General features: G+C 49.1%; 15 protein-coding genes. 4 read left to right on the forward strand and 11 right to left on the reverse strand.

What is annotated here, in order from left to right; translation table 11 throughout:
* Positions 1 to 44 precede the first annotated feature (44 nt).
* Positions 45 to 836, forward strand: a complete 792-nt coding sequence (locus tag CBR65_RS04440; RefSeq protein WP_157671975.1) for a hypothetical protein — start codon at positions 45 to 47, stop codon at positions 834 to 836.
* A 75-nt stretch (positions 837 to 911) separates the two neighbouring features.
* Here CBR65_RS04440 and CBR65_RS04445 read toward each other — a convergent pair whose 3' ends face one another.
* From CBR65_RS04445 to CBR65_RS04490, 10 genes are all read right to left on the reverse strand, one after another.
* On the reverse strand, positions 912 to 2156 hold the full coding sequence (locus tag CBR65_RS04445) for a serine protease (protein ID WP_087465738.1): 1245 nt from the start codon (positions 2154 to 2156) through the stop codon (positions 912 to 914).
* Positions 2157 to 2266: 110 nt separating this feature from the next.
* Positions 2267 to 3490 carry an organoarsenical effux MFS transporter ArsJ gene (arsJ, locus tag CBR65_RS04450; RefSeq protein ID WP_087465739.1) on the reverse strand — a complete coding sequence of 408 codons (1224 nt, stop codon included), beginning with the start codon at positions 3488 to 3490 and terminating at the stop codon, positions 2267 to 2269.
* Positions 3491 to 3500: 10 nt separating this feature from the next.
* Positions 3501 to 4508, reverse strand: a complete 1008-nt coding sequence (locus CBR65_RS04455; RefSeq protein WP_198300875.1) for an ArsJ-associated glyceraldehyde-3-phosphate dehydrogenase — start codon at positions 4506 to 4508, stop codon at positions 3501 to 3503.
* Positions 4505 to 5560, reverse strand: coding sequence for an ACR3 family arsenite efflux transporter (arsB, locus tag CBR65_RS04460; protein ID WP_087465740.1), 1056 nt, complete (start codon positions 5558 to 5560; stop codon positions 4505 to 4507). The genes CBR65_RS04455 and arsB overlap by 4 nt, the downstream gene beginning before the upstream one ends.
* 16 nt (positions 5561 to 5576) lie before the next feature.
* A complete protein-coding gene (arsH, locus tag CBR65_RS04465; protein ID WP_087465741.1) occupies positions 5577 to 6290 on the reverse strand; it encodes an arsenical resistance protein ArsH in 714 nt (237 codons plus the stop codon).
* A 53-nt stretch (positions 6291 to 6343) separates the two neighbouring features.
* Complete coding sequence (locus CBR65_RS04470; RefSeq protein ID WP_087465742.1) at positions 6344 to 6688, reverse strand: metalloregulator ArsR/SmtB family transcription factor; 345 nt, start codon at positions 6686 to 6688, stop codon at positions 6344 to 6346.
* A 254-nt stretch (positions 6689 to 6942) separates the two neighbouring features.
* Positions 6943 to 7347, reverse strand: coding sequence for a thioesterase family protein (locus CBR65_RS04475; protein ID WP_087465743.1), 405 nt, complete (start codon positions 7345 to 7347; stop codon positions 6943 to 6945).
* Between the two features lie 46 nt (positions 7348 to 7393).
* The gene (locus CBR65_RS04480; RefSeq protein WP_087465744.1) at positions 7394 to 10444 is read right to left on the reverse strand and encodes an efflux RND transporter permease subunit; all 3051 of its coding nucleotides are present in this window, start codon (positions 10442 to 10444) and stop codon (positions 7394 to 7396) included.
* A 1-nt stretch (position 10445) separates the two neighbouring features.
* Positions 10446 to 11555, reverse strand: a complete 1110-nt coding sequence (locus CBR65_RS04485) for an efflux RND transporter periplasmic adaptor subunit (protein WP_087465745.1) — start codon at positions 11553 to 11555, stop codon at positions 10446 to 10448.
* A gap of 235 nt (positions 11556 to 11790) precedes the next feature.
* Positions 11791 to 13995, reverse strand: coding sequence for a hypothetical protein (locus CBR65_RS04490; RefSeq protein ID WP_087465746.1), 2205 nt, complete (start codon positions 13993 to 13995; stop codon positions 11791 to 11793).
* A 375-nt stretch (positions 13996 to 14370) separates the two neighbouring features.
* Here CBR65_RS04490 and CBR65_RS04495 point away from each other — a divergent pair, with 375 nt between their 5' ends.
* The 3 genes from CBR65_RS04495 to CBR65_RS04505 are packed head-to-tail and all read left to right on the forward strand — an operon-like array spanning position 14371 to position 18587.
* Positions 14371 to 14820, forward strand: a complete 450-nt coding sequence (locus CBR65_RS04495; protein ID WP_087465747.1) for a universal stress protein — start codon at positions 14371 to 14373, stop codon at positions 14818 to 14820.
* A gap of 8 nt (positions 14821 to 14828) precedes the next feature.
* Positions 14829 to 16145, forward strand: a complete 1317-nt coding sequence (locus CBR65_RS04500; protein WP_087465748.1) for an acetate/propionate family kinase — start codon at positions 14829 to 14831, stop codon at positions 16143 to 16145.
* 42 nt (positions 16146 to 16187) lie between these two features.
* Positions 16188 to 18587, forward strand: coding sequence for a phosphoketolase (locus CBR65_RS04505; protein WP_087465749.1), 2400 nt, complete (start codon positions 16188 to 16190; stop codon positions 18585 to 18587).
* A 69-nt stretch (positions 18588 to 18656) separates the two neighbouring features.
* Here the strand turns inward: CBR65_RS04505 and CBR65_RS04510 are convergent, their stop codons facing one another.
* Entirely contained in the window at positions 18657 to 21461 is a 2805-nt protein-coding gene (locus tag CBR65_RS04510; RefSeq protein WP_232461353.1) for a TonB-dependent receptor, read from the reverse strand.
* Positions 21462 to 21697: the final 236 nt, after the last annotated feature.

Below are 21697 nucleotides of genomic sequence, written 5' to 3' on the forward strand. Positions count from 1 at the left end.
ATCTTTATAACAAGAACGCACAAATTACCGGCTTTAATCCCGATTTGGCGCTTTCAAAACATATAAAAATGCCTAATGCATCAGAGGAAAAAGCAATGAAGTCATTAACTGCCCGTAAAATTACCCGTGGACTGACAAGCTTAATTATAGGCTTGCCTTTGGTATTTACCCATTTCGCCTCCGCGCAAACTTATGTCCCGGCACAGTTTGGCAATACACTCAACTATATCGAACAAACGATAACCATGCCGGAACTGACCGCGGACCAACCCGTCGTTGCGGTTTATTGCCAGGCGGATGTCGATGCAAACGGCATCACCAGCAACGCGGTCTGTTTTGAGAAAGAAGGTTTTGACTCATTAAGAGATCAAACCACCGAAGCCGTCAACGGTAGACAATTTACTCCGGCACAGGTTGATAACAAGAAAGTCCCCGTTCGTATGCAATTCCGGGTGATCTACGCCAAGCTGGACGGTCAACCGCCTATTATGCTGCTGCCCAACCTGGGTTATATGCAGAGTAAATACGGCCATGACTACACTGACCCGCAAGAACGCCTGGATCAACCACAATGGTATGAACTTTATAAACGCAATGATTGGGCCGAGGGTTTACCGTTTTTCAGCCGCGAAGAAAACATGACACGCGTGCTAGCCATGATTGACGAAAACGGCAAAGTCATCAGCGCCAGACGTCTTGAAGCGCAAAAGACTAACAAGCGCGATGTTGTGGAAGTTGAAAAAGTGGTAAAGAAATCCAGCTTTATCCCGGGCTTCTCAAGAGGAAAAGCAGAGCGCATGCAGTACGTCGCTGTTTTGCACTATCGCGCAGAATGATGATTATTTAACTACTATTAAAAAATAAGGGGCAGTGATCAGATCACTGCCCCTTATTTTTACATTGAAGCAATATTACGGCATATAGTGAATACAAATTGCTCTACTATAACGCCAGTCACTCACTTGACCACCTGCTTCATGTCTGGCCCGCAGGTACAACTTCACCTCTCTATCAACTCTGTAAAAGCGCGACGTAGACCCGCAGTTATGGTAGGGAACGTTGGATGTAGAGATCGGGCCTACCGCAAAATCAAGGCTTCCTGTTGTAACGTTGACACCATAATGCTGATACAACGTCCAATTGACGTCGGGCTCATTTACCGCAGTCCCAAAATCAATCTTGTACTCAATACGGGTGGATGCCCCGGAAAGCATACTCCAACCTAAATACTCATGAGGTCCGTTGTCGAGGTTATAGTTACGGAAATAAACTGTCTGCTCAGACGCATACAATGGAACATTGTTGTAGTCAATTGTTAAAGACGCTACAGGAGGCAAGCCCGCCGTCAGAACGTTGGATACGTCGAGAATGGCCTGCATATTTACGCCGGAATTAGATCCGCTGGAGGCGGTGCATCCACCATGGGTATGAACACCAACCAATCGTCCATGGTTATCCACAATACCGGAGCCAGATGATCCCGGTCGGGTATCGATATTCGAATAAGATACGCGATTATAGGTATATTGCGGGTTACTACCCGCATCCACCTGCTTTGCTTCGCCACTGGGGTGCTGCACAATCAACAGATTATTTGCCGCGATATGGGTAACCGATTTCCATCCAAACGCTGAACCTTGCCAGTTAAGCGCAGTGCCAGGGTTACCACTTAGCGACAACACTGCGTAATCCAACCCCGCGCTCACACCATCTTCCACAACGCCTGTAATTTGAAAGAATTGTTGCGGACGATAACTGCCGGTACCACCTATACGTTGATAATCAAAAGCCACAAAATCACCGACGGTACCATTACCGACACAATGACTTGCCGTGAGAAATAAATTATTCCCAACCAGTGTTCCGCTACAGTACCCGGTTAAACTGGCGGAAGCAGAGGTTTTAATTGCTCCCACCGAACGCCCGGCATTGCTAACAAAGTTAACATCGAAGCCAAGGCCTGCATCGCTGCCGTTGTAAGCTTCAATCTGCTGTAGATCATTATTGCCGCATATTGACTCAGGTTGATTCAGCGTGACCGGGGCAGAATATACAGAAGGGTTACTTAACTTTGAAATAAAGAGTGGATTTTCAGAAGCTGAGACCAGATGACAAAATGTCGCCATAAAACCAATTAAAATTACTAACTTTTTCATTCCATTGTCCTTTAAGTAATTACGGAGAAACCAAAATACGCAATTTTAATTGCACATTTGTTACGGATCACTCAAAGGCACCAAGCATAAATCAGCAGCTTGATATATTTTCATTCGATATGATGCTTGGGCAACAAGATAGATATCGCCGCAGCCAGGCCAATCAATAACGACGAAACCCATAAACACGCTGCAAGACCGGCCGCCTGATAAACCCATCCCGATAACAACGTCCCCAACAAGCGCCCTGCCGCATTAGCCATGTAGTAAAACCCCACGTCCAGCGATACACCGTCCTCTTTTGCATAACTGACAATCAGATAACTGTGCAGCGATGAGTTAATCGCAAAGACCACACCAAATGCCAACAACCCACCAATTAATACACTTGTCGTGGGCAGGTCCGCTTGCAGCCCTAATGCAATTGCCGCTGGAATAATGGTGAGCGCGATTGCCCATAACAAGGCTTCAGATCCGCCAGGTGATGCAGATAGCGATCGTTTGATTAGCAATGGCGCAACCGATTGCACTATACCGTAGCCAATCACCCACGCCGCCAGGAAGCCACCTACCCACCAAAAATCCCACCCCAGCTGGCTGCTCAGAAATACAGGCAAGGCAATAACAAACCAGACATCCCGCGCGCCAAATAAGAATAACCGAGCTGCCGACAAGACATTAATAGCGCGGCTTTTGGAAAATAACGCACTGAACTTGGGTTTCGCTTTTGCTTTACCCAAGTCTTTTTTCAATAAAATCAAACTGGCCAGCCAGATAATCAGCAACACCGCAGCCATTGCCACAACAGCACCGGTAAAACCGATTAACGCCAGCAGAGCGCCACCAAGGAAAAAGCCCACACCCTTTAACGCGTTTTTAGAACCCGTTAATAAGGCCACCCACTTGAACAGCTGGCCTTGCTGATCACCGGGCACCAACAATTTAATCGAGCTTTTTGCGCTCATCTTGTTGAGGTCTTTAGCGATACCGGATAATGCCTGGGCTGCCATCACCCACACCACAGTCAACATCGTAGTAGGTACAGCGAGCATCAACAAGGCGACAACTTGCAACGCTAAACCGATATTCATGGTGCGGTTCAAACCGATGCGTGCGCCGAGGTAGCCCCCGATTAAACTGGTAATTACACCAAAGATTTCATAAAACAAAAATAAAGCTGCAATTTGCAAAGGGCTATAGCCCAACTGGTGAAAATGCAACACTACCAACATGCGCAAGGCGCCATCGGTCAGGGTAAACGCCCAGTAATTACCGGTGACCACCAGATATTGCTTTATCTCGGCACTCAGCGGCTTACCTGCTGTGGTTGTCATAGAATAATCCTCAACTGGCTAGGCCGACCATGCGTGCAAGCTCCACTGTGCGATTGGCATAACCCCATTCGTTGTCATACCAGGCATAGATTTTTACCTGGGTATTATTAATGACCAATGTCGACAAGGCATCAACAATAGATGAACGCGGATCACCACAATAATCGGTAGAAACCAGCGGGCGCTCTTCATAACCCAGAATATCTTTAAGTTCGGCCTGACTTGCTGCTTTCAGAAAACCATTAACCTCTTCTACATTGGTTGCACGCTCAACTTCAAAGACACAATCGGTTAAGGATGCATTAGCCAGTGGTACCCGAACGGCATGGCCATTCAAACGCCCACGCAGTTCCGGAAAAATTTCCGCGATGGCCGTTGCAGACCCGGTAGTGGTAGGAATTAAATTTGAGCCAGACGCACGTGCGCGACGCAAATCTTTATGTGGCTGATCAAGAATGGATTGTGTATTCGTTAAATCGTGAATGGTCGTAATCGAGCCATGACGTATCCCCAGCTTTTCATGAATCACTTTAACGACAGGAGCCAGGCAATTGGTTGTGCAGGATGCCGCTGTAACAATACGATGCTCGGCAGGTTTAAACCAGTGATGATTAACACCCATCACAATATTCAAAGCGCCCTGCTCTTTCACCGGCGCGCTTACCACAACACGTTTCACACCTTGATCCAGATAGGCTTGCAAGACCGCCACTGACTTCATCTTACCGCTGGATTCAATCACCACATCGCAGCCGGACCAGTCAGTATCTGCAATGGCTTTTTGAGTTGTCACTTTTATCGACTGACCATTGACAACAATATGGCCGTCATTTGCCTGCACATCTTCCGGCCAGATTCCCTGCACCGAATCGAATTTCAGCAAGTGTGCATAAGTAGCCGCATCAGCCGCCGGATCATTAATCTGCACAAATTCAAACTCCGGCCAATGCCAGGAGGCGCGCAACGCCAAACGGCCAATACGGCCGAATCCATTAATACCAATTTTAATTTTTTTCACTTACTTACTCCTTCGTCTAGGGGAATAATTCGGAACCAATGTTGGGTTCGATTACAAAACGCCACCAGCGACAACATCACCGGCACTTCAACCAACACACCAACCACCGTTGCCAGTGCAGCACCAGAATGTAAGCCGAACAGGGAAATCGCTACTGCAACCGCTAATTCAAAAAAGTTTGAGGTGCCGATCATACAAGCCGGTGCAGCAATGTTATAGGGTAATTTAATGGCGCGCGCGGCAATAAAACTGATGGCAAAGATGCCGTAGGTTTGAATCAATAACGGGATGGCAATGAGTAAAATCGCCTGGGGTTTCACCAGGATGGTCTGCGCCTGAAATCCAAACAGCAACACCACCGTCAGCAACAAACCTAATACCGACCAAGGTTTACAAACTGCCAAAAAGCTACTGACATGCTGTGTTCTATTGTTAGCGGCGCGCTGCTCCAGCCAATGCCGCGTTGCCACACCGGCAACTAATGGCAGGACAACATACAGCACCACAGAAATCAGCAGTGTCATCCAGGGCACCTGAATATCACTGACACCAAGCAAAAAAGCACAAATCGGCGCGAAGGCAAAGACCATGATGACATCGTTGACTGACACTTGAACCAAGGTGTAATTCGGATCGCCTTTGGTCAGTTGACTCCAGACAAACACCATCGCGGTACACGGCGCAACACCGAGTAAAATCATGCCCGCGATATATTCCTGTGCGGTTTGCGGGTCAACCCAATCGGCAAACAGAACCTTGAAAAACAACCAACCTAATGCTGCCATGGTGAAGGGTTTGATCAGCCAATTCACCACCAATGTCAACACTAATCCCTGCGGACGCTGGCCGATATTTTTAATCGCAGCAAAATCAATCTGTACCATCATCGGATAGATCATCACCCAAATAAGCACCGCAACGACGAGATTAACGTGCGCAAATTCCAGGGCGGCAATGTGAGTAAACACCGCTGGAATAACATTACCCAGGCTCACACCAATAACAATGGCTAACGCCACCCAGAGTGACAAGTACCGCTCAAATAAACCCATATCGATTCGCTCGAAATCAAATAGAAGATTGGTTAACTCGCCGGCTCACTGCCTCAGCAGTTTCAACGCGTTCTGAATAACGATCTACCAGATAGTCACTGCGATCACGCAAAAGCAAGGTAAACTTCACCAACTCCTCCATCACATCCACCACACGGTCGTAATAAGACGATGGCTTCATGCGGCTCTCTTCGTCAAACTCCTGAAACGCTTTTGGAACAGAGGATTGATTGGGAATGGTGAACATACGCATCCAACGCCCCAATACACGCAACTGATTGACGACATTAAACGATTGCGAACCGCCACAGACTTGCATCACGGCCAGTGTCTTGCCCTGGGTCGGACGAATTGCGCCCATTGCCAACGGAACCCAATCAATTTGGGCTTTGAATACGGCACTCATTGAGCCGTGTCGCTCTGGCGAACACCACACCTGCCCTTCGGACCACAACACTAACTCGCGCAGTTCCTGCACTTTGGGATGGGTGTCAGGTGCATCATCAGGCAAAGGCAAGCCTGAGGGATTAAATACGCGAGTTTCTGCACCAAAGTGCTGTAGCAAGCGCTCGGCCTCTTCCACCAGTAAACGGCTGAATGAGCGAGGGCGGGTTGATCCATAGAGCAGTAGTATTCTTGGTTTGTGGGATGAAGGAGCCTTCGGAGTTAATTGATCCGCCGAGGGCACATCCAATAAATCGAGGTCAGTATTGGGAAGTGAAATATCCATTGTAATTGCCTTTATATCAGTGAGCCTGGATAACAAAACTGGAATGAACCATATCAACAGCAGCGCTGTGGGCGGTCATGCATGGCATTTAAACGTTGGACGTTATCGTTCAGCCATTCAGCATGGGCTTCGCGCATCAATTTCAAGGTTTTTTTTGCCCAAACAGGCAAATCCGGATGCAAACGATAATAAACCCACTGCCCTTGTCGCCGATCTGCCAGAAGACCGCAGTTACGTAACTGCGCCAAGTGACGGGAAATTTTTGGCTGGGTTACATCCAGCGCGCAGGTGAGTTCGCATACGCATAATTCTTTCTCACCTGAGACTAACAGCGCGATACGGGCGCGCGTTTCGTCAGCAAGGCACTTTCCAAATTGGTCGGGGGATAGAATATTCATAGGCCCTTCACTGTGGTTTTCAGTTACATCTAAATATATACATATTCGAATATCCATATATATTAATGAAGCATAACGGGCAAAAAGATCAATTTCAACAGTTCCTGTTGCTGATCTTCAATGAATTAAGATGAGGATACGAGAAAAATACTCGAAATCCACCAGAAACAGGCTACCTTCCAGTGGATCAGGGCTGAATGAAAACCGATGGGGATAAAAAATGAAAGCAGGGAGGACAATCACCCCGGCAACATTCAGGTACTTGCCGCGTCAAACAAGGCGGCAACCGCGTCAGGCACAAAAGGCCGCCCGCGTTCATTAAGCGAGGTGCCGGTAATTCGTGCACTCAGGCACAGTTTGTTATCCGCCTTGCGATAGATATTCTGCACAAAATCAAACTTGACGCGCGAGGATTGCTCCACCACTACATCCACATAAAATTCATCGCCACTTTTTAATGGCCATTTGTAATCCAACTCCGCACGCAGGACCACCAGGTTAATGCCCTGCGCTGCCAACTCGGCGAAATTAACGCCGCGCCCTAACAGGAATTCGTGACGTGCATGCTCAAGGTAATTTTGGTAAACACCGTTGTTTACAATCCCCTGAATATCACATTCATAATCACGGACTTTAAAATCGAGTGTGAAGCTTGCCATGTTTGCTCTATCCATTGAATATCGTTAAAAAAGAACCGGCATGATATCAACGCTTAAAGAACCGCGCACCCAGAATTAACATACACGGCGTCAGCAGAAGCGTGAGCAGGGTCGCAAAGGTCAGACCACCGGCAATCGCGCTGGAGAGTTGTGTCCACCATTGCGTCGAAGGTGCTCCCATGCCAAGACTGGGCTCTATCAAGTTCACATTGACACCCAGCACCATGGGCATTAGCCCAAGAATGGTGGTGACCGCCGTAAGCAATACCGGGCGAAGCCGAAGACAACCGGTTTCCAGTGCGGCCTCAAAAGGCTCCATGCCATCACGACGCAAAATATTGTAGGTGTCGATCAAGATAATATTGTTATTGACCACAATACCCGCCAGCGCAATAACACCCATACCGACCATAACAATACCGAAGGACTGGCCATTTACCAGCAGGCCAAGCAACACACCTGCGGTTGAAAATACAATCGCGGACAGCACCAGCATGGTTTGATAAACACTGTTGAATTGGATAATCAGGATCAACGCCATCAGAAAAATGGCAATGAGAAATGCCGACATTAAAAATTGTGCGGCTTCACGTTGATCAGCGTCTTCACCGTCAATTCTTATCTCCACACCATCCGGCAATTGGTCGTATTTTTCTCGCAACTGATCTAACAAAGCATCCAGCCGTTCTCCCGGTGCAATATCTGCCTGGATGGTGGTCGTGCGCATACTGTCAACGCGCCGCACGGTGCCAGTTTTTTGTGCGGGCAATACGTCGACAAAATAGGGTAAAGCTACTTGTCCTCGCGTGGTATTCACCGTCATGCGCGAGAGCTGGTCAATGGAGCGCCAGTCGCCTGGCAGGCGTACACGAATATCCACTTCATCCGTTGCATCTTCCGGGCGATAGGTCGCCAGCAACAAGCCGTTGGTAACCAGTTGCACCGCATTACCGACGGTAAGCACATCAGCACCGAGCCGCGCCGCCGCTTCGCGGTCCACTTCAACCCGCCATTCAATACCGGGCAAGGTGCGGTCATCTTCAATATCAACAAAGCCACCAATTTCCTCCATCAGATTGCGCACCTGCGTCACGCCTTCATCCATTAAAGCAGGATCAGTCGCACTCACGCGTAATTGAACCGGTTTCCCCTGCCCCGGCCCCTGTTCCTGCTCGCGAAACTCCAATACGATGCCGGGAATATCATCAACGGATTCATACATCGAGTCTGTAATTTCCTGCGCGCGGCGGCGCTCATGCCAATCAATTAATTGGAATTGCAAAACCCCAATAACATCTGTACCCATTTGCTGATCCGGCATGGCAAAACTGCGCGCGTAGACGGCTTCAACTTCGGAATAATTTTCAAGGCGTTCTTCAATGCGTTTGAGTACACGGTCTTTTTCGTAAATTGAAAGGTCACCGCGGGCTCGCACATGAAGCTGCACCGTCTCGGGTTCAATGTCCGGGAAGAACTCCACGCCGTGATTAAACTGCATATACGCCACGTAAATAACAACGATCAAACCCAGGGTACCCAAAAAGGTGTAACCGGGGTAACGCAGCAACGTCGCCAGCGCGTGGCGATAGTTATCCATAAACTTGCCGCTGACCGGCTCTTCCTGCGCGGGCTTTTTGGTACTCACGGCTCCCATGGTCGGTAAAAAAATCAAGGCCATCAACAGCGACGCCAGCAAACACAAAATAACCGTAGCCGGCAGGTATTTCATAAATTCGCCCACAACGCCGGGCCAGAATAATAACGGGAAAAACACGGACAAGGTGGTTGCGGTGGAGGCGATCACCGGCCAGCTCATGCGCGATGCGGCATTGATCCACGCCTCTTTCGGATTCTGCCCTTCGTGAAGATGGCGGTCCGCCAACTCACTGACGACAATCGCACCATCCACCAACATGCCAGCCACCAGAATCAGCGCAAACAGCACGATGATATTCATGGTGTAGCCCACCGCCCAGATCAATAAAATGCCCGTTAAAAACGCACCGGGAATTGCCAGGCCAACCAACACCGCTGAACGCAGGCCCATGGTGGCAATAATTAAAATCAACACAAGCACTACCGCCGTGAGCACATTATTGAGCAAGTCCGATAACATCATTTCCACTTCTTTGGATTGGTCCATGATGTAATTGACTTCGATGCCCTCGGGCAACACATTGCCCGCTTGCTCCATGGTGGCTTTCACTTTTTCGATGGTTTCGATGATATTGGCACCGGACCGTTTGCTCACCTCTAACACAATGCCGGGCTGGCCATTGATTCGCGCAAAGCCGGTCGGGTCTTTAAAGGTGCGCCGCAGGAGCGCGATATCACCGAAGGTCACCACGCTGTCGCCATCCACTTTCACCGGAATGGAATACACATCTTCAATGGTTTCAATAACGCCAGGGACTTTTAACGGCATGGCACCGGCGCCGGTGTCGAGGCTGCCTGCCGCAATCAAACGATTATTGCGCGAAACCAGATCAAATAATTGGTTGTAATCAATCTGATAACTGTCGAGCACTTGCGGCTGAACCACAATCTCCAGCAGATCTTCGCGGTCACCGCCGACATCAACTTCAAGCACTTCGGGAATTGCTTCCAATTCCTGTTTGATGCGTCGCGCGATATAAATTAATTCAGCTTCAGGAATCGGGCCGGACAAGGCCACAGACAAGACGGGAAATAATGCAACATTCACTTCGTGAACGCGTGGCTCATCGGCTTCGGTGGGAAAAAACGAACGCGCTGCGTCGACGCGTTCACGCACATCCTGGAGCGCGCGGCGCGCATCAAAACCGGCATCGAATTCCAGCATGACTGACGCATGACCTTCGCTGGAGATGGATACCATTTCCTTCACGCCTTCCAGCGAACGCAGCTCCTGCTCCAGGGGCCTGACCAGCAACCGATCGGCGTCTTCCGGGCTGATACCATCCAGCGTCACGGAGACATACATCATGGGAATGGCAACATCGGGGTTGGCTTCTTTGGGAATCGCCACATAAGCCCCAAGCCCCGCAACTACCAAACATAAAAACATCAGCAAGGTGGCACGGCTGCGATCCAGGGCAGCACGGATCAAGGTTTCCATCTCAGCGCTGCTCCGTTTTTACCGGATTAACCGGATCGCCAGCAGTCACAAACCCGGCGCCGAGCGTAATAATTTCAACCTCCTCGGGCAGGCCACCAACCCAAACCCCCTCCGGATCAAAGCTGAGAATCTCTACCGGCAGAAACGTCACTTTACGCTCGGCATCAATGGATTTAACGCCTAATTGACCATCCTCTCCCAATGACAACAACGCGGGTGAAAGCCGATGTGCTTTCTGGTCCGAGAGACGCACGCTGAGTGTGGCGCTCGACCCGGCTATACGACGACGCTCCGGGTTATCAAGTTGCGCTTCAATGCGAAAACTGCGCGTACTGCTTTCCGCGCGGCTGGCGACAAACGTCAGGGTACCGGGCAAGGTCGATCCATCGAGTAATGTCGCCTCCACCGAAAGCCCAGGACGCAACGCATAGACTTGTTGTTGTGGTACATAAGCAATCAGACGCAGCACCGCAATATCCACCAACGTGGCCAGCGCGTCGCCAACCTGCACATAATCACCCTCCTCCACCGGCAAGCGATCCACAACACCATCGAAAGGCGCCTTGATTTCTGCATAACGCAACTGTTGTGCACTCAATTGACGCTCGGCATACGCAGACGCGGCCGCCGATTTCAAACGCAAAAATTCCGTTTCAGATAACAATTTTTTGCGATACAGAACCTCGCCACCCTCCAACTCCGCACGGCTTAATGCCAGCGCTGCCTCCGCTCGCGCCAGCTCCGCCGCGCGTGTTTCCGGGTCAAGACGAAACAGGATCTCATCCTCAGCAACAACATCGCCCCAATCCACCACCCGCCCGGTGAGATGCGCATTGATTTGACTGAGAATCTCCACCTCACGCATTGGCAGCAATTCACCCTGCACAACCTGCACCGGGGAATGCGGCTCAGCTTGCAACACCGATGTCTCCACCCGAAACGCCTCTGCCTCTTCTGGCGTGGGCTGTTCCTCAGGCGGTTCGTCTTTAGCACGCAAGAAATCGCCACTGGCCAGCCAGATAATCAACAAGCCAGCCAGCACTAAAGCGATAAGGAGATGATTGCGCTGAAGGCGCTGTAAGCGTTCACGAAATGCTGGGGAAAACGACATCAAACTCACCTGGTCCTGATAGTGTTTTTGAAATTGCCGCCGGGGTCATGTGCGAGGAATACAAAAAATTGACACGCTCCTGCCATCACCTTGGCTGAATTGCGTCAATAAGAAATGGGCGGCAGATCATGCCGCATGGTCAGTGATAGTTCGCAGTTAAGTCTGTGCGAACCATCACATTGATTGAATTGCAAAGACATCACCCGCTGTTAACAGCGGGTAACATAAACCTCACTTAACTATTTTTCTTGCGCGTGGCCTTAACCTCAGCCCCCTGATCATTCAACGAAATCACCCGCGTCTTACTGATCTTGTGACGATAAATTTCGCGCAGATATTTAATCGCTTTCTTCACACTGTCACGCGATAGACGAATGTCATTGATGGACACGAATTTATCGTTGTTGTTGATCAATTCGCGGTATTTTTTCTCGTACATGGGTTTGATCGCGTACCAGTTGGTATCGAGGATCTTGGCCGGGTTTTCGTGTTCGTTCAGCATGTCATCGATCAGGGTTTCATCGAACTTGTCGGAGCGGATGAAGTCGAGCATGGACATGTCGATCTTGTCATCAAAGCGGTAGTCGTCGCGCGCGAAGCAACGTTTGATGTAGGCAACGATCAAGGTCAGGAAGTCATCGCTCAAACAAGGGCTTTTCGCGATGAGTGTTGTCAATGAAATATTGGCCGATGCACCGATCACCAAGGCATAGCGTTTCAGTGTTGTGTTGGGAAACAAGTTGTTCAAATGCGATTTGAGTTTATTCAAATCCATGTAGGACAGTTTGTAATCTTTGGGTAAGGACACAATCGAAACTACAGAGGAACAGTTTTTAAAGAAATGCAGGTCTTTCAATTCCTCAGGGTTGTAATCATTGTCAATGTAGTTTTGCAGCGCTTCGCGATAGCGGCCTGATTCAATCGGCAGCAGGCTGATACCTTCAATGGCCTGGGTCACTTTATTGAAGTGCGGCAGGTCAATAGAACGGAAGAACAGATCATCAATATCCAGATCATCATTGGTTTTATCGATGACTTTCAATTTTTCGGTATTCAGCGCGGCATCGGGGATCACCGACTCGGCGTAAGCGACGGCAACCGGGCCGGCGAGGCTCATAAACAGGTCGTTGGCGTCGAGGCGAATGGTTTCGCCAATATCAATCCCCGCACGGCGAAAATAATTCTCGTCGTAATCCGTGGTTACCGCCTGGGCGGTCAGGATGTTGAAGATTTGCTGGGAAATATACTGGTTTGCGTATTTTTCCATGGCGTTGACATCAATGTACTGGATGTCACCATCATCGGTTTCTTCGGCGTAACGCATAATGTCATTGGAGATCAGCATCATCGCGTTCCACGGGCGGATGCGGTGCATCACGCTGGCATCGTTGCTGTCTTCATTGTCGAAGTTGTAGGAAAAATCCCACTCCTCCGCCAGGTATTTACACAACAAACGGCCGGCATTGATGTGCAGCGCTTCCGACATTTCGCCGCCGTGGTCGGAAATATTCGGCAGGATGCAGATACCACTGGTGAAGATTGGCTCGAACACAAACGAATGGCCACGATTCTCTTCGTCTTCATTGGGGGAGCGGGTGTCGAAGGTTTTGCTCATGTAGGCGTATTGTTGAGCCAGGCCAAACTCGGATGCCATACCCGAGCCGGTACCACCACCCGCACTGAAGATATAAAAATACAGGCGCGATTGATTGGCTTTAATGCCGCAGGAATCAATCAGGTAGGAATGAATAAATTTCCAGTCTGCATTGGAAAAACGTTGTGTGTCTTTATTCAGGATGATCTTGGCCAGATACTGACCCAGGATCGGCGCATTACCCGCGCCACCGGCATGCACCTCAGAAAGGTCCATGATCTTCATCTTGGTGTAATCGTATAAAAACCCGCTCTTTTCACCCTTACTGGAAAAGCGAATACGCCCTTCTATATCTTTATCCAGATCTCCCAGCATCACCAAAGGCTCAATCAGGAATACCGGTTTGGTGGCCGCGGTATTCGATAAGCTCAAACTGCGTTTGATCCAACTGATCGGCCGTTCCTGTTCACGATGCTGGCGTTCTTCATTATTGAATTCATTTAAATAAAAACTGCGCGCGCTGTACACCAGGGAGGCAACGTCCAACGCAATATTGGACCCACACCGCCCTAACCCGATCAGGCAAACCGACGGGAAGTCTTGTTGTTTTTTAAGGCTGTCTTCAATGTCGGGGTTAATATTGGGAAAGACACTGCTGCGGAGCTGGTCGAGATTAACCAGAATTTTATTGATATCGCTCTCGGTAAAATACATGTAGCTATCACCCGTAAAGGCGTTACCCCCCGCCGAGGCATTACGTTTAACAGTCTTCTTGATGACCGCCGGGGATTTTTCGTTACTAATAACCTCGTCCTGATCAGTCGTGCGCGGAGTTTTTGTAGCCATGTGATGTGTCCTGCCCTAAGAAAGTTTTCCCGCATTTGCAAATGGATAACCTTTTTAAAGTAGACACTGGCTCACAAAATTACAAATTTACGCCATGGCATTTTCCCTTCAGTCTGTGCGTAACATCCGGTTAAGACGATATAGGAATATTAATAATTCCAACCGCCTCGCTTGCATCTATAGGGATATATTCAAAAACTTGATAGTCGAATTTTTTTATGTTTATTTCGCTTTGTTTGCATTATGGCGTCGAAAGCTTTATGCGCAGGTTTGTAAGGTCAAAACTGTTGATGTAGATCATAACGCCGCTGAGTAATAGGTTGATAATGAGCAGGAAATTCGCCGTTTTAACCCACTCACCGGGAGGCTTCCATCATGTTCAAAAATATTCTCGTGCCCACCGACGGTTCTCCGTTATCGGACAAAGTCATTAAATATGCCGTGGATTTTGCCAAAGACGCGGATGCCAAACTGGTAGCCCTATCCGTTGCAGAACCTTATTTGCCTTTACATGACGGTATGATGCCAGACCCACTTTATATGGAAGAGTGGCAGCACCTGCACGATGAACAGATGTTCAAGCTGGCTCATGACTACGTGCAACGCGTTTACGATGCCGCTCATGCCGCCGGTGTTACCTGCAAGAAAACGACGGCCATCAATTTCAACCCTTACGAAGAAATCCTGGCCGCCGCTGAAAAGTTTGATTGTGATGTGATCTTCATGGCGTCTCACGGCAGAAAAGGTCTCAACAAATTATTCGTCGGTAGCGAAACCCAAAAAGTGCTTGCCAATACCAAAGTGCCAGTACTTGTTTTACGGTGACAACGTTTATGCCAACCAACCCATCTTTTGTCCTGACGATCAACGGTGGTTCATCGAGCATCAAGTTCGCGCTCTTTAGTGCCCCACAGTCGGCACATGAGCCGCCGGTTAATTGTTTGATTAAAGGAAAAATGACTGGCATCGGTTCGTCCAGACTGCATATTAATGCCCGGCTTCAACGCAGCGACCTCGAAAAGCTGGAAACGAGTGGCATCTTCAAACGCGCTTCCCTGGACGATCAGGATTATTCAGTGGCTGAACGATCTAACGCATCCGCTGTTACCCTGCTGCTGAATTGGATCACCACGCATATTGATACCGACCTGCTGCTTGCGGTGGGGCACCGCGTGGTGCACGGCGGGCCGACCTATGGTACGCCACAGATAATTACTCCGGCCATGCTGGCAACACTGGAGCAATGGACTGCGATTGATCCAGAACATTTACCGCAAGAAATTGCGCTCATTAAGGCCTTTATAAAAGCCTTGCCGAGCGTGCAACACATTGCCTGTTTTGATACGGATTTTCATCGTCACCTGCCGCCTGTTGCACGCCTGTTAGCCATTCCACGCCGTTACTTCACGAAAGGCATTCGTCGTTATGGCTTTCATGGCCTGTCTTACACCTTTGTGTTGGAAGAGTTGCGCCATCTTGAGGGATCAGGGCGTGCGAGGGGTCGAGTTGTTATGGCGCACCTGGGCAATGGTGCCAGCCTGGCGGCAACATATCAGGGTAAAAGTGTGGATACCAGTATGGGGCTCACACCCACCGCTGGCATTCCCATGAGCAGTCGTTCAGGCGATCTTGATCCGGGACTATACGCTTACCTCGCGCAGACAGAACAGATGAGCGCCCGGGAATTTCAGCACATGGTCAACCGGGAATCCGGTTTGCTGGGCATTTCCGAAACCAGTGCAGATATCAGTGAACTGTTGAAATCCGAGCATGACGATCACCGTGCAGCTGAAGCCGTAGAGCTATTTTGCTATCAAACAAAAAAATGGATTTGTGCCATGGCTGGTGCATTGGGGGGCGTGGATACCCTGATTTTTACCGGCGGTATCGGTGAGAATTTGCCGACGATACGTGCGCGGGTCTGTGTCGGGCTTGAATTTATGGGCATAAGACTGGACCCACGTAAAAACAACAACAATGCAGCGGTAATTTCGGAAGCCGAAAGCCGGGTGCTTATTATGGTGATACCGACGAATGAAGAACAGGTTATAGCTCAATACGTTTATCAAGTGCTTGAAAAAATTGAGTTGGCCGCCCCAGGAACACCACACGGTATATCAATGCCTCACGTTCGACGGGCGCATCACTGACACCCATTACCGACAACCATCACTGAAAAAGGAATCATCGCGATGCATTCCAATGCAGCTGAAGTCACCATTGAAAATAGACATCCATTAAACGCTGATTTGCTGGACAAGATGAACGCCTACTGGCGGGCAGCGAATTATTTATCTGTCGGGCAAATTTATCTTTATGAAAATCCCTTGTTAAAAAAACCACTTTCATCAGCAGATGTTAAACCCAGGCTGCTGGGTCACTGGGGCACAACGCCCGGATTGAATTTTATTTATGTCCATGTAAATCGCATCATCATACAACACGACCTCAACATGATTTTTATCACCGGGCCCGGTCATGGTGGGCCAGCGTTAGCCGCTAACACCTACCTTGAGGGCACCTACAGTGAAATGTATCCACACGTTACCCAGGACGAAGCTGGACTGCAGCGCCTATTCAAACAGTTTTCATTTCCCGGCGGTATTCCCAGCCATGTTGCGCCGGATATTCCCGGCTCCATTCACGAAGGCGGTGAATTAGGTTATTCGTTATCCCATGCGTTCGGGGCCGCCTTTGATAATCCGGATTTAATTGTGACCTGTGTCGTGGGCGATGGCGAAGCGGAGACAGGACCATTGGCAACCAGCTGGCACTCCAATAAATTTCTTAATCCGGCAAAAGATGGAGCTGTTTTACCTATCCTGCATTTGAATGGCTATAAAATTGCCAATCCCACATTTCTCGCGCGAATTCCCCACGATGAATTGACAGCACTCTTTGTCGGTTACGGTTACAAACCCTACTTTGTCGAGGGTGACGAACCAGAGACCATGCATCAAAAAATGGCGGCGACACTGGATCGTGTGGTGAAAGAAATACACCAGATTCAGCACAACGCGCGTATACAAGGCGTCACCAAAAGACCGTGTTGGCCCATGATTATCCTGCGCTCGCCCAAAGGCTGGACCGGACCTGATCAGGTGGATGGAAAGCCGGTTGAAGACACCTTTCGTTCTCATCAAGTGCCTGTGAGCCATATGGATAACCCGGAACATTTGGCAATTCTTGATCGCTGGTTGCAAAGTTACCGTCCGGACGAATTGTTTGATGCGGATGGAAAACTGGTTCCGGAATTAGCCGAGCTGGCGCCTTCCGGTAACCGACGCATGGGAGCAAACCCTCATGCTAACGGCGGCATTCTGTTACAGGATTTAGTCATGCCGGATTATCGACAGCATGCGTTGAGCATCACTGCACCTGGCGCAGTCGATGCCGAAGCAACGCGCGTTATGGGAAAATTTTTAGCTGATGTGATGACCCGGAACCTGCCGACTAAAAATTTTAGACTTTTCAGCCCCGACGAAAATAATTCAAATCGCTGGCAGGATGTGTTGGACGTTACGGCGCGCACCTGGATGGCAGAAACCATTAGCGGCGATGATAAACTCGCTACCGATGGGCGCGTGATGGAGGTGTTAAGTGAGCATCAATGCCAGGGCTGGCTTGAAGGATACCTCCTCACCGGCCGCCACGGGTTTTTATCCTGCTATGAAGCCTTTATTCATATTGTCGACTCTATGGTCAATCAACATGCCAAGTGGTTAAAAGTCGCCAATCATCTTTCCTGGCGCCGCTCGGTGGCCTCATTAAATTACTTATTGTCTTCCCATGTCTGGCGACAAGATCACAATGGTACCAGCCACCAAGACCCGGGGTTTATTGACCATGTTGTTAACAAAAAAGCCGAAGTTATTCGCATCTATTTGCCGCCGGATGCCAACACATTGCTCTCTGTTACCGACCATTGCTTACGCAGCCGCAATTACATCAACGTTATTGTCGCCGGCAAAAATTTACAGCCGCAATGGCTTGACATTGATGCGGCTATTGATCACTGCGCGGCCGGTATCGGCGTCTGGAAATGGGCCAGCACCGATGGTGATCAGGAGCCGGACGTGGTTATTGCTTGCGCCGGCGATGTGCCCACAATAGAAGCATTGGCTACGGTGCAGCTACTTCACACCCATTTGCCCCATATAAAGGTGCGCCTGATTAATGTCGTGGATCTGATGAAACTTCAGTCACCAAGTGAGCATCCCCACGGCTTGAGCAACGAAGATTTCGATTACTTTTTTACGCGCAATAAACCGGTCATCTTCGCTTACCATGGCTACCCTGCCCTTATTCATCGGCTGACTTATCGCCGGAACAATCACCAGAATTTTCATGTTCATGGCTTTCAGGAAGAAGGTACCACTACCACGCCCTTTGATATGGTGGTGATGAATAAACTGGATCGTTTTCACCTGCTACGCGCAGTCATAGAGCGCATATCACATTATGGTTACGATATAGACAGCGTCAGGAAAATGATCAACGACAAGCTTAGGGAACATAAGCGTTATATTGAAGAACACGGAGAAGATATGCCGGATATTCGCGAGTGGAAGTGGCGTGAATTACACAAATAGTGGTCGCTGAGCTAAACAAGGATGCCCATTGCGGGCATCCTGTCTATTGCCTGGAAACTACGGAAGATATTAGAAATCAGCTCTTACACCGAGGCTGATACGACGACCGGAGAACTCGTACATACTCGGGAAAGACGGATCAATCGTGTAAGCAGAAGTTTCTTCATCCGTGATATTGATACCTTCCAAGGTTACCTTCACGTTGTCAGTAACCTGATACCCCAAAGCCATATCAAACTGACCATAAGCATCACGGTAGACCGGATACATATCGCTCGCGATATATTCCACATACTTGTCTTTGTAGTTATAGGAAACACGTGCGTCGAACTTCTCGTTCTCGTAGTAGGCTGTCAGGTTATAGGTTTCATCAGCCAAACCTTCCGGTGGTGCCGGAATATCCAGATCAGATTCACCGGTCAGTGAATTGTCCAGCATGGTGAGGTTAGCATTGATACCAAAACCTTCCAGAGACTCGTGAATGATGTTCAAGGGGAATTGCGCGATCAATTCAACACCGGACACATCGTAGGCACCTTCCGCATTAACCTTCTGATAGATCTCGAAATCATAGGTACCATCAACGGTGCCGTTGGCATTGTATTTGATCACGTCTTCGACGATACCAGTCAGTGACTCACGCACAACACCTTCAATTTCTTTTTCAAAATACGATGCGGCAAAGAGCACGCCTTCATCCATGTACCATTCCAGGCCGATTTCCCACTGATCAGCGTAGGTGGGTTTCAGATCCGGGTTGCCATCGTAGTATTTGAAATCGTTGACGCTGACGGTGCGCTTATAGGCGATATCACCCAAGGCCGGGCGCATTAATGTCTCGGATGCCGCAGCACGGAGCAACAGCGTATCGGTCAGCTCCATGGTCATATTGAGGCTGGGCAACACGTCGGTATAACTACCTTCTTTGGAGATTGGTGTCGGTGTATAACCGGTAGAACCGTCTGAATTCTGCACCTGGTGATAACCGAAAGACAGTACCGATGTATCTACTGAACGCACACCTGCATTGATCAACACTGGCATGTCGGCGATATCAAATTTGAAATCGGCCATGGCGTAAAGGCTCACCACTTCTTCGTCGACACGATAGTATTCGCTATCCGCAAAATCCACACCGAAACCATCGTAACGGAATTCGTTGCGCGCGTAGTTGTTGGAAACTTGCGACCAGCTCGGGCTGTTTGATGACTCAGACAAATATTCACCACCGGGAACCAGATCGGAAATCGGTGTTAATTCGCTGTCCTGCAAGGTGCGCTCATTGCGCCAGGAAGTATCACCTTCCTCCGGGCCCCTTACATTGGTTGTTCCACGATTACGCTCTTTGGATTTATCCGTGTAGCGCACACCGAATTGCACCTGGTCTAATACCGGCAGGAAATCCAGTTGCAGCGGCTTGATGAAATCCAGCTGTGCTGCCGATTTATCGTCCTGGATCTCCTCCAGGTTTACTTCATACGAATCGAACAGATAACTCTCGGGCGAGTTATACATGTCGATACTGTCCGGATTGTCGCTAACGACGGTTACACCACCGGTTGACGTAAAACGTGAGCGCGAAGGTGCAAATGCAACATGCTTCAGGTTGCTGGTATCGGAAGTTTTTTCTGCGCCTGAGTAGCCGACCAAGCCTTCAATAATCCAGCCGGCAATTTCCCAATCCATGCTCAAGCTGTACTGGGTGTAGTCGGTTTTATGGACGTTTTCTTTGCTCAGAAATTCGTGTTGAGTGGCCGCATAAGACACATCGCGCAGTACAACAATACCGTGCTCAGCCAACGTTGTGCTGTCGAATTCATGCACGGTTTCCAACGCGCTAATACTGGATGCTGTGTAAGCCGCCGCATCGTATTCGTCTTCGGTATTGTCGTAGCCACCGAGCATGGCATCGAAGGTCAGGCTGAAACTGCCGCTGGGTTGAAATTGTAATGAGGTCGTCGCTCCCCATTTTTCCTGCTCATTCAAATAAGCACGGTCACCCACTTTATCGTGGAATACCACCCGGTTAGTTTGTTCTGTATCAAACGGATCGGTAATCACCACACCGGTATCGCGTTCGAGTACTTCAATGGTTTGATCAGATTGCCATTGTGATGAACCGGTTTTTTCAGTCCAACGTGACAGCGGACGGAAGTTAATACCGGAATTCGAATCGGTTCTGTTAGTACGCTCAGACGCCGAGAAAGACACCAGCGCACCCCAGTTACCAAAGGTATTGCTGGCCAGGAAAGACACTTTCGGATCAACCTCTTCGGAGATTGAATTATGTGCAGCCTCGGCAGACACCACAAACTTTGGCTCGTTGTAATCAAACGGGCGTGCCGTAGAAATCAGAACCGAACCCGCGATCCCACCTTCTTCATCGGCGGCGGTAGGGGATTTTTGTACGGTTACACTTTGAATAATTTCAGAGGCGAAAATATCGAACTCAACATCGCGACCGCCACTGCCTGACGCCGTCGCCAGATCGTTGATAGACACATGGGTGAATTCGCTTGGCAAACTGCGCACATTAACGCGGCTGCCCAAACCTTTATTACGCTCAATGGTAACGCCCGGCATACGTTGCAGAGCTTCTGCCAGGTTTTGTTCGGGGAAGTCAGCGATGTCGGTAGCAACGATTGAATCAGAAAACCCAACGGAAGAACGCTTAATGTCGATAGCTTGCTCAAGACTTTTTGCGTAGCCACCGGTAACAACGATTTCCTCAAGGAATGGTTGAGACTCGCTCGGTGCCTGTGCCATGACCTGGAAGGAACCAGTCGCCAATGCGGCGCCCATGATTGTTCTGCCGATTGCCAGACTCAAGTTATTCTTGTTTAACTTGATGGTATTTGTGGTGTTGATTTTCAACTTGCCTACCTCTTATTCATCGCAGTTAGTAAAAATGAATGCTCAGCTATTTCTACTTCTTGTTAAACAAGAGAAGACTCCTTCCCAGTGCCTGTTAATATCCAGGTTCCTGACTGGAAATAGAAACGCAACGGCAAGGTAAACGGCGTTCGTTTCATTTTTGTTGCGCTTGATTTGTCATTTTGATGAAATTTTTATGACAATGGAACTTTTCCCATGACGTGATTAATTTTTAA

Origin of the sequence: Cellvibrio sp. PSBB006, from assembly GCF_002162135.1 — a bacterium.
GTDB lineage: Bacteria > Pseudomonadota > Gammaproteobacteria > Pseudomonadales > Cellvibrionaceae > Cellvibrio.